At 45.2% G+C, this 13,439-nt stretch carries 11 protein-coding genes; 1 reads left to right on the forward strand and 10 read right to left on the reverse strand.

Annotated features, from left to right (window positions below):
- The first annotated feature begins 155 nt into the window (after positions 1 to 155).
- The gene (gene cas6, locus HF312_01435) at positions 156 to 956 is read left to right on the forward strand and encodes a CRISPR-associated endoribonuclease Cas6 (GenBank protein ID MCU7518845.1); all 801 of its coding nucleotides are present in this window, start codon (positions 156 to 158) and stop codon (positions 954 to 956) included.
- 27 nt (positions 957 to 983) lie between these two features.
- On the opposite strand, the gene HF312_01440 is transcribed toward cas6, so the two are convergent.
- The 10 genes from HF312_01440 to HF312_01485 all read right to left on the reverse strand — a co-directional run bounded on the left by HF312_01440 (position 984) and on the right by HF312_01485 (position 13,425).
- A complete protein-coding gene (locus HF312_01440) occupies positions 984 to 1,625 on the reverse strand; it encodes a hypothetical protein (protein ID MCU7518846.1) in 642 nt (213 codons plus the stop codon).
- A gap of 69 nt (positions 1,626 to 1,694) precedes the next feature.
- Complete coding sequence (locus HF312_01445) at positions 1,695 to 1,847, reverse strand: lmo0937 family membrane protein (GenBank protein MCU7518847.1); 153 nt, start codon at positions 1,845 to 1,847, stop codon at positions 1,695 to 1,697.
- 139 nt (positions 1,848 to 1,986) lie between these two features.
- Entirely contained in the window at positions 1,987 to 3,651 is a 1,665-nt protein-coding gene (locus tag HF312_01450) for a DNA polymerase III subunit alpha (GenBank protein ID MCU7518848.1), read from the reverse strand.
- Positions 3,652 to 3,692: 41 nt separating this feature from the next.
- Complete coding sequence (gene dinB, locus HF312_01455) at positions 3,693 to 4,835, reverse strand: DNA polymerase IV (GenBank protein MCU7518849.1); 1,143 nt, start codon at positions 4,833 to 4,835, stop codon at positions 3,693 to 3,695.
- A 4-nt stretch (positions 4,836 to 4,839) separates the two neighbouring features.
- The gene (locus HF312_01460) at positions 4,840 to 5,727 is read right to left on the reverse strand and encodes a DUF72 domain-containing protein (protein ID MCU7518850.1); all 888 of its coding nucleotides are present in this window, start codon (positions 5,725 to 5,727) and stop codon (positions 4,840 to 4,842) included.
- Between the two features lie 19 nt (positions 5,728 to 5,746).
- Complete coding sequence (lexA, locus tag HF312_01465) at positions 5,747 to 6,373, reverse strand: repressor LexA (GenBank protein MCU7518851.1); 627 nt, start codon at positions 6,371 to 6,373, stop codon at positions 5,747 to 5,749.
- 282 nt (positions 6,374 to 6,655) lie between these two features.
- Positions 6,656 to 9,979: a PAS domain S-box protein gene (locus HF312_01470; GenBank protein ID MCU7518852.1), complete on the reverse strand. Its 3,324-nt coding sequence runs from the start codon at positions 9,977 to 9,979 to the stop codon at positions 6,656 to 6,658.
- 75 nt (positions 9,980 to 10,054) lie between these two features.
- Entirely contained in the window at positions 10,055 to 11,023 is a 969-nt protein-coding gene (locus HF312_01475) for a fibronectin type III domain-containing protein (GenBank protein ID MCU7518853.1), read from the reverse strand.
- A gap of 60 nt (positions 11,024 to 11,083) precedes the next feature.
- The gene (locus HF312_01480) at positions 11,084 to 12,940 is read right to left on the reverse strand and encodes a hypothetical protein (GenBank protein MCU7518854.1); all 1,857 of its coding nucleotides are present in this window, start codon (positions 12,938 to 12,940) and stop codon (positions 11,084 to 11,086) included.
- A 32-nt stretch (positions 12,941 to 12,972) separates the two neighbouring features.
- Positions 12,973 to 13,425 carry a hypothetical protein gene (locus tag HF312_01485; GenBank protein MCU7518855.1) on the reverse strand — a complete coding sequence of 151 codons (453 nt, stop codon included), beginning with the start codon at positions 13,423 to 13,425 and terminating at the stop codon, positions 12,973 to 12,975.
- Positions 13,426 to 13,439: the final 14 nt, after the last annotated feature.

The raw sequence follows: 13,439 nt of genomic DNA on the forward strand, positions 1-13,439 counted from the left end.
TTTCTTCTTTGCCTTTATTCTTACCTGGCACGCGTGCGCGTGGGCTTAATTGCCCGGGGACAAATATTTTATATGGGTTGATAATAATTGTAAAATATTTTAGCTTGATATTTTAGTTATTACAATTCTGTTTATTCTGCTAAAATGAGAGGGTTATGCGTTTAGTATTAAAATTGAAGGCCATTAAGGAAAAAGAATTCCCGTATAATTATAATGCGCTTGTTTCAAGGGAAATTTCTAATCTTCTCGGTTTTGAAACTCCGGAATTTAAGAGCTATCTGCAGTCTAAAGGCTACCGGGCAACGGATAAACCGTTCGGGCTTTTTACCTTCAATTTGCATTTTGAGAATGTATTCCATAAAAGAGAGACTCTTTTCCTGCGCAGCAACAATGCGCACCTGAGTATTTCTTTCCCTCTGTTAAACGACTATATAAACAATTACATTATTGACAAGCTGCCGGAGAAGGAAATTATAATTCAGAAGGGGCAGCTGCAGACAACTTTCCTGATAAGCAGAGTTGAAACAGTACAGGAACCTGTGTTCAGGGATGACATAATCTTTGTACCCAAGTCCCCTCTTATGCTGCCCGGTAAAAAGATGATTAAAAACGTCCTGAGGAATGTTTACTATACTTACAGGGACGACATACGCGTGGTAAGCAAACTCATAAAAGAGGACCTCTGCAGAAAGTACGAATCCATTTACAACTCTCTGCCAGCAAACGATTACATATTCTTCCAGTGGGACAGGAACTACATTTACGCCAATGAGAAGACTACAAAGAAGCTAAAACCGAAATTCATGCTCGAATCCAACCAGAAGAATTTTTCTGTCCTTGGCAACATGGTGCCCTTTAGAATAAAGGGTAATCCCGATTTAATTAAAGTAGGCTATCAGTGCGGATTCGGAAAGCTGAATTATCTTGGTTTCGGTTTTAGTGAGTTTCAGGATTAAGAGGAAAGTGCCTGTTTGTTACTGATTTTAATTGTTACTTGTATAGCGGATATTTAAGTAATCCCTGCTGAACTCCGAATAGCTGGTGCTTAAGACCTCAACAAAGCCGTCTATATTTTCCAGAACTTCATCAGCCTGCATAAACAGCTCATCCAGCTTTATGACGGAATAGTTCAGGAAGCAGTGTTTTGCCCAGTTTTCATTTAAGGCATACCTAAATTCCCCCGTCCTGCTTTTCAGGAACTGAAGGCTGTTCCTGCTGATATTGTATTCTTTTAGCTCCCTGCAGTATCTTTCTGCAAGATTGTATATAGACAAAGCCTTTGCAATCAGCAGATCGTCATTCATGCTGAAAAGCTCCTTCCGGCTTATTTTCGAGGCATTCATAAGTTCCGTGTTTTCCGTTTCTTTACCTAATGCCGATAAGGCCATAGCTACAGCCGAGAGGATCATTGTAAGTTCATCTTTCAGCTTTAGTACCCTCTGGTGCCCTGACTGGAGCTGAAGACTGAATTCTTTCTGCTTTCTTCTGATGTCTTCTATAATTTTACATAATTTTGAAGTGGAAAAGGAGAGTTCCCTGCTGTGAGCAACAACAGCCCTGTTCTCAGTCAGAACCCGGGCTATGGAGTCGTATCTGTTTAATCTGTAGCTTTCAAGAGTTTTCATCCCTTTCTCTTTGTGTCTTTCATCTTACATATCTCAACGGTTTCTTAAATACGGCTATTCTGAGGATTTTCAGAAGAGTTTTTCCTTTCTGCCCCTGATAAATTCCCTGCTGGCAGTTATTACGCCAAGTATAAGGAGTAAATGGATTGCACCGCCCAGAGTAAAAGAACTGGTCATCCCGATCAGCCAAAGAAAAAATAGTATAAAGAAATTCCACAACATATTTTGCTCCTTTTTCATAATATCAAAAACTTAAATGCATCAATAACAGATGTAACAAAATAGCCTATTTAGGTCCCCGTGGGTATAGGTATGTTTCTGAAAGTTTTGTAGGAATTTAGCCTACAGGTTAAAAAACGCCTTATTTCTGCGGATTTATGCTGAAAACCCGCGGTGCATTCTGGGGGGTATCTATGCGGCTGCCGTTTATCCTTAAAAGTGTGTCTTTGAGCACGCCAAGTGAGCGCTGGCTTAAGAGGTCAATTTTTACAAGCCCCATCTCATCTATTGAGTACATGTCCGGCTGCGTAATTATGAGTCCCAGCCCCTTGTTCTTTGCATATTCAAGCGCCACATAGTTCGTAATAGGCCGGGCTGTTATAACGATACCGCTCGGGTGGACGCTTAGATGCCGGGGGAAATCCGCCAGGCGCACGGCAATACGGATTATGGAGCGCCATGGTTCAGAGTTGAAATCAAGGGACTTTGTTTCAGGGAACTTCTCTGCAATATTCATGAGGTTCCCGGCGCTTGTCCATGGTATAAACTTGCTATAGCGTGAGATCTCCTCGCCGGAGATGCCGAAGGCCTTGGCTACTTCCCTGAAGGCAGAGCGGGCGCGGAAGGTTACGGTAGTGGAAATCATTGCCACATTGCCGTAGCCGTACTTATCGTATATATATTTTACGATCTGGTCCCTTTCCTGCCAGGAGAAGTCAAGATCCACGTCAGGCGGGCTTTTGCGCCCGCGGTTTAAGAACCTTTCGAAATAAAAGTTGTGATATAATGGGTCCACCTGTGTAAAATCCAGGCAATAGGATACAAGGCTGTTGGCAGCAGAGCCGCGCCCGATGGAAACCATGCCTCTTTTGCGCGCCTCCCTTATTACGTCCCAGATAATGAGGAAGTAATCGGCATAGTTTAACTCCTCAATTACCTCCAGTTCATGCTGAAGTCTCTTTATGGCTTTTTCCGTAATAGGCTTATATTTTTCCTCAAGGCCGCGGAAGGCAACTTTCCAGAGGTATGAGAATGCGGTTTCTCCCGGGGGGAGGGAAAACACCGGAAATTTCTGGGTTCCCAGCTCAAGCTCCACGTTGCAGCCTCTTACAATCTGCTCAACGTTCCACAGGGCCTCGGGCAGAGCCTTCCACAGTTGTTTCATTTCCTCCGGGGACTTTATGCAGTATTCCTCATCGGCCAGGCTTTCAGCGGGGAGATTATGGAGAGTGGAATTTAATCTTATAGCCGTAACCACCCTGTGCAGAAGGTAATCCTCCGGCTTCAGGAAATAAGACGGGTGTGAGGCCACAACCTGAAGGGCGTTAGCCCGTGCAAAATCGTACAACGCCCTTGTCTTTTTCTTATGCCTTTCGGTTACTATGAGTTCAGCAAAGATGTTTTCTTTCCAGCAGCCGCAGCCTTTGATCCTGCTAAGGAGCTTCAGGGAAGACGAGACGACGTATAGATTCCTGAGGTCGGTACTGAATACCTCCTCAAGAGAGAAGTCCTCCTTCAGGTTTCTTGCCGTAATGAGCCTGCAGAGCTGCGAATACCCGTCATTATTCCTTGCAATAAAGAGCGCACTGATGTCCTGATCCTTCGGATCATCAATGAGTGCCCCCAGTATCGGCTTAAGGTTTTCAGCAAGGGCCTTCTTTGCAAACTGTATGAGCCCGTACATATTATTCCTGTCTGCAAGGGCAGCATAGGTGCTTCCTGAAGCCTTTGCGTGCGCAATAAGCTCGTCTAAGGGTATTGTACCCTGAAGAATAGAATAATATGAATGATTATGAAGCGACAACATCAGTTTTTCCGTATCAGTTTTTCCGTATCAGTTTTTCCGTATCAGTTTTTTCCGATGGCAAGGGCCGTATAGCCATATTTATCCCTGAGCTCATTAACAGCACAGAGCATTCTTTTTCTTCTTGATATATCGGCATCAAAAAGGCTTTCCTGTTCGGCAGATTCGCAGAAGTTGCTTAAGTGAATGCCTATCAGGCGCACTGCAACTCTTCTCTGGCAGGCTTTTATAAAAAGGTCCAGCGCCGTCTTAAAGATCACCTGGTCGTCATCGGTCGGAATGATTGTTTTGGATCTTACGACTGTATTAAAGTCTGAGTAGCGGAGCTTAATGCTCACGGTAGACGTCTGCCACTGCTTATTGCGGAGCGACTGGCAGATCTGCCCGTTGAGGTCAAAGAGAACCTTCTCCACCCTTTTCTTATCCGAGACGTCCTCACTGAATGTATTTTCCTTTGATATGCTTTTTCTTTCAGATGCAACCGTAAGGCAGTCGTTCCCCCCTCCGTTGGCCTTATTCCACAGGTCAAGCCCGTGCTTGCCGAAGGCTGTCGTCAGGTAGTCCGCCGAAAGATTTGCAATATCCCCCACTTTATAAAATCCCTTGCTGTTAAGCTCTCTGAGCGTGACCTTTCCGACCCCGGGCAGAGCCTCGACGGGCATTCGTCTTAAGAATTCCTTCTCCATTCCGGGTACGACGAAGGTAATTCCGCGGGGCTTCATAAAGTCCGAGGCAACCTTGGCAATTGTTTTATTGGTTCCTATTCCAATTGAGCACGGGAGCGAAAGCTCACTTAAGACCTTCTCCTGAAGCATACGGGCAAGCACGAGGGGAGGCCCGAAAGTCCCGCTGCATCCGGTAAAATCCATATAGAACTCGTCTACTGAAGCCTGCTCGATAAGGGGCGCATAACCTTCCAGAAGCCGTTTTACGGCCCTGGAATAATTTGTATACTCCTGGTGATGCCCGTGGAGGTAAATTCCCTGGGGGCAGAGCCTGAATGCATCGCGTATAGGCATGGCCGAATGCAGGCCGTAGCGCCTTGCCTCATAGGAGCAGGCGGCAACGACTCCCCTTCCGTGCGGATCGCCGCCAACGATAACGGGCTTTGCCTCCAAAGAGGGGTCGAGTATGCGCTCAACCGATATGAAGAATGCATCTAAGTCCAGGTGAAATATTGTACGCATTTTCTCAGCCTGCCAGAGCTATTGGAGTAAGCCTCGGAAACGCCTTTAAGGCATTCAGAGGCACCGTAATCTTATTCCTTCCTCTAAGCATATGCATCATTTCAAAAGCATTCACAATCCCATAGGTACTGGGATGGTTATTCATTACAACGTAAACATCCTTCACACTGTCGTAGATTTCTTTTATCTTATTTTCAATTTCCACCAGCTCGCCCGGCGAATAAAGATACTTGTACCTTTCACTTGCCTGCTCATAGGTCTGACTTTTCCCGTAGTTATTCACAGACTGTTTCCATGCTTCCGTATTGCGCCCGTGGAAACGGAAGTAAGCACGGCTGTTTGTAATAACCGGTTCAAAAGCAACTGAGCGCCCGAGCTGCGGCTGGTCAATCGTGCAAAGCGAGATATCCAGCTCATGCAGAAAGTGATATGCCTCCTCGTTATTCCATGAGGAATGCCTTACTTCCAGAAAGCGGTTACAGCCTCCGAAGATGTCGTTTAAGAGCCTTACGTGCTCAAGTGCCGCAGAGTTAAAGGCAAATGAATAAGGAAACTGTATGAGAAGTCCTCCCAGGCGCCCGGCAGCGGCAAGAATGTCCAGATTCGCCTGAACGGCTTTTATGTTTGCCCCTTCAAACTTCCTTGCGTGTGTAAAATCCTGGTGCAGCTTTACGGTAAAAAGAAAGTTATCGGCCTTCTCAACCTTCTCCACCCAGCCTGCAGCCGCTTTGGGGCTCAGGTAAGCGTAGTAGGTTGCATTGACCTCAACCATGTTGAAGTACCGGCTGTAGAATTCAAGCCAGTCGAAGCCTGCCGACTGTCCTTTCGGATAGAAGTTCGGGACCCAATCTTTGTATGACCATCCGGCTGTTCCGATATAGGTATTTGGCATCAGAGGTTCTCCTTCTTCTTCATGCTGTCTTCTTTTCCATGCTTCTGTAAACCCCCACTACAACGCCCGAGATCTTAAAGACGTGGCTTTTCTTTTGGACGATTATAGGAGCATATTCAGGGTTTTCCGAATGCAGCTCAATCCGGTCACTTTTCCTGTAAAACCTTTTTACCACGGCGGCGCCGTCCAGAATGGCAACCACGAAGTGCCCGTCGGCAGGAGTTATATTGGGGTTAACTATAACATAGTCTCCGCTGAAGATATAGGCATCCTTAAGGCTGTCCCCTTTTACGCGCAGAAGGAATGAGTCCCTGGGCATCCTTGCAATTGTAGGAAGCTCCACCGTATCTATGGCATCGGGATATATTGTAAGCGGGTTGCCCGCTGCAACTTCTCCCAGCACGGGCCTGGGTACAAAGTACTTATCCTCAAGTGTTATTTCTATTGAACGCGAGAGCCTGGGGTTTCTTTTTATATACCCTTTTTTTTCAAGGGCTCCGAGATGCTGCTGAACTGTAGCCCGGTTTTTATAGCCGAACTTTCCTGCAATTTCCGCCAGCGTAGGCACTATCCCCCTGGTGGTTCTTTCCTCTATAAGGAAATCGAGTATCCTCTTCTGAATTTCTGTCAGACTATTATGCGGCATGACGCTCCTCCTGCAAACTGTATTTCTTGAATATAGAAGGATAATGTATGTCTATTTCTATTTATACAACATTACCATACATCTGTATGGTAATTTTAAAAAAGAAAATGTTATTTGTCAATATTGACACGTTTATTTCTAAAAGAAAAATGAAATGATTGGTGTCAATAGAAAGGCAAAAGCCGGGAAATACTGCATGGGGCAACCCCGCCATAAAGATCTAAAAGGCGGGGTTTATGAAATATCAGGATTTATGAAGTCTCTTTCCGATGAAGTTTTATTTCAGATGATCTTCTCCAGCGTCTCCATAACCTTGTCGCGCATGACCGGTTTGGAGATAAAGCCGTTAAACCCGGCCGCAATAAACTTCTCCTTGTCGCCGGCAAGAATATATGCCGTAACGGCAATAACCGGGACGTTACGGTATCCGGGCAGGCGGCGGATTATCCTCAAGGCATCCAGGCCGTTATATTCCCCCTGAAGGTTGATATCCATAACAATAAAATCGTATTTATTCTCTTCAAGCAATGGCAGGGCAGCCTCAAAGCTGGCCACTGCATCCACGTGTTTAAGGTCTTTCATCTGCACCCTGAAGAGTATCTGTGAATCGACCTGATCCTCGACATAGAGGCACTGCAGGCCTGCAAGGTCAATCTTTGTATGCGGCTTTTCTTCTGCTTTTGCCCTGGGCAAAGTAACAGAGCCTGCAAAGCCATCCTTTATATCGGGGTCAAATACCTTAACCGGTTCATCCTGGTTAAGAGCCTCTTCAAGGCCGCCTGTAATCTCACCCTCTTCAATTATATCCATATCCTCTTCGTTAACCGAAGAAGCCTGTGGGGCATAATCTCTTCTTTGAGCCTCATCCTGCCTGGAACTCTCCTCTGTATGTGCACTTTGAAAGGCCTGCGGCTCATCCCCCTTCTCATCCGGCTTTTTATAAACAAGCGGGAACAGGAACCCGAATTCCGAAGGCTCGCCGGACCTTTTTACTACTTCAACTTTTCCCAAAAGCAGTTCAAGCAGGCGGCGCGCCAGGCGTATGGTAAGTTTGGAGACTCCGAAATCCTTCTTTATATTTTGTTCCTCAGCCGTAAAGAGCTCAGCTATGTTTTCAAGAAGATACGGAGAAATGGATCCTCTTCTGTCTTTTAAGCTTATGAGGCAACAGCGGTCGTCGTACTGGTAGGCCGAAATAAAAACACTCCCTTCCTTTGTAATACGCATGGCCATTTTCATAAACATTGCCAGGAAAGATTCCATGCGGTGCCTGTCGGTCTCAAAGTTCAGGGAAGTAGAGATTTTCCCGTAGTTGAACATGATTTTGTTTTCTGACATAACCCGGCTCAAGTCTTTCTGTAGCTCGTCCACGATCTCGGTAAAGAATACCCTCTGCGGAATGATATCTACCCTGTTCTGTTCAATATGCGAATACTCCAGAACGGAATCCATGGTCTGCATAAGAAGCGTTCTGTTCTGGTTAATAATATCTATCGACTCCTTCTGTTCCTGTGTCGGCGACTCAATGTTTTCAGTAAGCTCCTGAATAAAGCCAAGTATCACGTTCATCGGCGTCAGGATCTCATGGAACATGCTCGACAAAAATCCTGGATCGATGCTGCTATGGGGCTTTTTAGCTAAAGCATCCTCCGTCTGCTTTTTATTTCCCGTATAGGAGACTTCGGCTTCCCTGCTGTTTCCGGCAGATTTTTTTGCTCTTACAACAACGCTAAATGAGCTCACCTGCTCATTGTAGTCAAATACAGGAATTGCAGAAAGGCTTACATCCAGAAGCGAGCCGTCGGACTTTTTTAGTTCAGCATCCAGGTTAACCGGCTTTTGTGACTTTGAATAGAAAATTGAAGTATTTATCTCAGCCCTGTATCTGTCAGAGGCCAGCGTAAGGAATGGGCGCATATCCAGTTCGGCCCTGGAGTATCCCAGAACGCTGGTAACAGAATCATTAACTTTGGTTATAAAGCCTTCCGGGTCGGTAATAAATATAAGGTCGCTTATGGTATTAAATGCAGCATTAAAGAACTGGGAATTTTTCTCAAGCTCTGCTTTCTGCGTTACATCCCTTACGATATTGAAGTGTGCTTTTTTCCCCTGGTAATCGAATGTGGTTCTGCTGATTTCAACCAGGAGAGAAGATCCGTCTTTTTTTCTGTGCCTCCAGGGGCCGGTAAAAACACCCTCTTTATTGCGGGAACTGGAAGTATCCAAAAGTGTCTGAATGTCTTCCGGGGCATACAAATCCGTCAGATCCATCTGCAGGAATTCATGTCTGGAATAACCGTATACCTGCAGTGCAGCCTGATTCACATCTAAAAAACGCAGGTTTTCGATGTCATAAACGAACATTGGTTCAGGACTTGTTTGCATTAAGATTTCGTACATCTTTTCCTTATTCCCTATTGTATTACTGTTAGCTGATAGACTCTTGTCCTCTTCAATAAAAAGCAAAAACCCTTCCGGTTTACCCCTGTAATTATAAATTTTTCTAAAGTTAAAAACAAAAGGAATTACTTTTGTGCCGGTTGTAATTTCCTTCTTCAGTTCCAGCTTATCCGGGCCCCCGCCTTTAAGAAACCTCTCAGCCTCAGGACCCAGGCCTGCCGGCATATACTGTACGAGGGGCATTCCGGGATCGAGCCCCGGGGTTTTTAAGTCTAAGAGCTCTCCGCTTTTACTTTTAACTATTCCGTCTTTGTCCGCAATTATTACCATTTTCGGCAGGCACCTGAGCGCATTTTCAAGAAGCTCAGAATTATTATCTTTCAGCACGCCTGCGGAAAAATTTTTCTGTGAAACGCACAAGGTAGCAATAACCTTGTTATCCAGGTCGCACAATGGAAGCTCAATTATTCGTGCGGCCTCGCCATTTAACTGGTAAAGAGGAAATCCGTTTCTTATTACAGTATTGGCAGTTTCCTTTATATACTTATCTACCGAAAGAAGCATTTCGCTGAAGTGCCTGGGCACAAAATCTTTTTCGTACTTTCCTTCTAGCTGCCCGGGCTTAAGGCCCAGGAACTGCGCAAAGAGAAGGTTGACAAGTATATATCTGCCTTCCGGGTCCTTCAGCCAGAAAAACTCATCCAGCCTGTTAATTTCATTTTGAATTCTGCTTTTGCCCAGAAAAGTAAAAGGAAAAGAAGATTTAATTTCATCAAAAACTTTTCTAAGGGCTTCATCTTTAATTATCTCCTTAAATTCCTTTGAGGAGAAATTAAATTCAAATTTTTCAGAATTTCTTTCAGCTTCCAGTACTTGGAAAGTGCATACGGCATAAGCGCTGCGGGTTTCATCCTCAAATGAAGAAATGGAGACTCCGGCTTCATTTCTTCCTCTTATGCCAAGAGAAAGAACCAGCCCCCCTGTTGTAATAGTCTTTAAGGATTCTATGCTCTCCGAGATCTTTTGCTTAATTATCGCGGAGCTCTCAGCGTTAAAAAGTTCTGAAATATTCTGCAGGCTCTGGTATTCCTGCCTGATGAATTCGCCTTCAGAATTCGAGTGAAGAATTCTTCCGTCTTTATCCACGATAAAAGAAGGAACCTTCAGTCCGTTTAAAATTCTTAATATGTCTGTTTTTAATGTCATAAATTAGTCTGCCGGGGCAACTCACACCTGGAGTGAACAAGTACTGAATTAAACCGGCACTTTCCCAAAAATCCGTTATTCCTTTGGTATTGTAACAGATATCTCATCTGACCAGTCAGATTTTCCCTCTCCTGTAAAAGCCCTGATCCTGTAGGTATAAATCTGATATGCATTCATCTGTTTTGTGTCCTCGTAATGACTGATGCTGGGAAGCAGGATGGCAAGCTGGGAATAATCGCCCCAGCCCTTGCGTTCAATTTCAAATCCCAGAATGCTTTCAGCAGCAGCAGGAAAGACCCAGTCGATTTTTACTCCGGTTTTCGAAGCCGAAGCAGTAAGGTTTACCGGGTGCGGGATCAGGCTGTTTGAGCCTGTTGTACCGATAATATTGCTGAACTCGGATTTGATCGTGTCTCTGTAAGCCCTGACTTTGTAATAATAAGTCACGCTTTCAGAAGGCACCTGGTCGTTGGCTGTAGTATTATTGCGCGGAATAGCCGTATATACTATATGGAACTGCCCGTCCTGTCCGTCTTTCCGCCATAATTCAAAACCGTCCTCATTATTCGAATTATCAGTCCATGCAAGATTAAAAACAGTATTACTGTTTTCAAACTTTCTTAATGAAAGGTTCGACGGTGCACTTGGAGGCTCATGGCTCTCGGAGATGAACACGCCTGTTATCTCCTTGCTTTTTGTCGAGTTTCCGCCGTCATCGTAGGCTACTATATAGTAGCTTACTTTTGTGTTTGTAAGTGTCGAATCCACATTCCAGTAGATTACAGGATTTGTCCCGTCGGAGTTAGGATCGACGTGGCTGACAAATTTCCCGTTTACGTAAAGCTCAAAGTAAGCTATCCTCTGGTCATCTGAAGCGGCATAGCTTATGGCCTGTTTACCGACTGTCACTGTGTCGTTAACGCCCGGCTTGTAGACTTCCAGAATCGGAGCCAGTTTATCGGGTGAATTCGTCGAATCGGCGCAGCCTCCAAGCATAAAAGCCAGGAAGATTATACCTGTAATATGTAAATAAATATTTTTCATTTGAGCCTCACTTACGCCTGGCGTGCTTTTCATTTATTTTTTGTTTTGGCAGCCCAGGAATTAAATTGAAGGACTGTCAAAATCAACAAAATATGAAAAAGCCTCACCGGCATCGATTTTTTCAATTTTTAATCTCAGCACCTGGTTTTTTCTGTCAAAACTGTATCTGGGTATTTTTGTTCCAAATATATCAGATGAGAGCTGAATGTTAGCCATATCCCGGTTCAGGTTAACCTGAACGATCACGTTTTTCACCTGAATATTGCCGGGGTTTGAGATTTCAACGGCAATCCTTCTTGCACTCCTCATTTCTGCATTTACTTCAAGATTGCTCTTTGAAAGCCACCAGTCCCTGACCTGTGGAGCGGTTGTTATCCATATATTCTTTTGCCTCATATACCTTATGAGCTCTCTTACAACATCCACGTACTGGGGCTGGCACTGAAAATCAGTATGCATCTTGAAGATGTAAAGCCCCCCTTCAAAAAGGAGCCTGTCTACGTCCTCTTCATACGTATAGACCTGAAATTCCTTTTCAGTAAGCCCGTAGTTCCTTATGACCTCGTAGTCGTCCCTTGCAGTCTTGGTAAAGGCAACAATTCTTTTGTCCCCTTTAATAATTGTTTTGGGCACCGACCTGTCAGTCAGTGAATCTGTCATTATATAGCTGTAACCCGCGTCAATCAGGGCTCTTACGGAATTATCGTCATAAAGGCCGTAGAGCGGAACGGCACCCTTTCCGGCGTGACCCGGCAGCCTTGATAAGCTGAGTTTGGACTGGTTAAAATGGTTCAGCTGCGTATTGTAATCGTAGAGCTTATTAACCGTGTCGTTTACAGAAGCCAGGTATCCCAGGTCGATAATAGAACCCAGCTCGCCGTAATTGTGCAAATTACTCAGAATATCCCTGTGTTCGTCTACAGCCGAGGGATCGGCAAAAAACGTCATGGGCACTTTTTCGGAATTTATAATGCCATAAAGGTTCTGCACATTGTATGCATTTGCACCGATAAAAGGCATAATAACGGCTGCCGATTCATGGTTGTCGGGCCAGTCGCGTACAAAAGCCGTCGGCTCATAGGTCAGCCAGTTAATTGAATTCTGGAACAGTCTGCCGAAGTTGATGTAATCTTCCTTCTGGCCGATTACGGAGTTCAGTTCAAAACCCATCCACACGAATCTGCCGCGCCCGTAGGTGCCATAGGCAATTCCGGCACTTTTACTTACTTCCTCTCTTACAAGTCCCAGTTCAGTTCTGAAGTTATACCAGAAACTTACCTGTACGGTCCTCGGGTCCAGGATCTCGCACTCCATGGGACGGTCCCAGGTTGCAATCTTGAGCGTATAGCCTGTAGGTATGCCGGCCGTAAGCGGAAGGCCGCCTCTCAAGGTATGGATCTTTGTATATTCCTCAGGCGTAATCTCCTTGGTGAATTTAAGGCCGAAAACCTCGCTGAAGAAATCCCAGCCTCTCCACTTGCCGTTATCTGAAAACGAGGAGGTTCCGCTGGTGGCAAAGACGCTGCCCCCTTTTTCTATAAATCTTTTGATCTGTGAAACTTCCCTGTCGCTCAAGGATTTTGCCCCCGGCAGTATGAGGAGCTTGTACTTAAAGTGTTCTCCAAGTTCAATAGCCTGGTCGCTTATTACTTCGCCTTTAATCTTCGAGGCCTTGAGGAAATTTTTCCATGTATTGATGTTGTCGTTGAGCCAGGTACTTCCCTGGGGCAAAAGGTTTTCGGTATACCTGGAATACAAGATGGCGGCCGTAGGCTCACCCTCTGAGCTTAAGAAGCTGAGATTAGCCCTCGTAGGCAGGATCTCTGAGATGTTATAGTTACCGTAAACACCTTTTATAATAAATAGGAATATGAGCACTGCCGCGGTCAGTATAACAAGGCCTGTCAGCAGTATCATAAGCTGATTTACTTTAATCCTATTTACAGTTTTTATCGCCACTTTAGGTTTTCCCCTGTTTTGTTCTTATTAACAGGCACGTAGCCTTCGGAGGTATATTTCATGAATTTCTTATTTGTCGGATTTTCTTCGTACTCAGCCTCAGGCTGCGCCTGATAGTTCTGACCTGAGCGCGCCTGCTGTGCAGATGTACGGCTCTGGGGCGTCTGCTGGGCTGCAGCCGGCCTGAATTCAGGAGTTGGCCTCTGGTACTGTTCCTGCTGCTGCGGGTAGGCCGGGGCAGCCTGCATTGCAGGAGTGCCCTGAGGCACCATGGCCTGGTTTGGCGTAAAGAGCTCGGCTTCTATATACCGCGGGGCAGGTGCGCCCGAGGTGCGCCCTTTCCTTTCACGCATTTTATACAGTATATAAGCTCCAATAGCGAGTATAAAGGTGCTTATAGTAGCGACCAAAATAATAAATGACAGTATCGGAATCAGTTCCATTTTGTACCTCTCTG

Source organism: Ignavibacteria bacterium (assembly GCA_025612375.1).
Classification (GTDB): Bacteria; Bacteroidota; Ignavibacteria; order Ignavibacteriales; family SURF-24; genus JAAXKN01.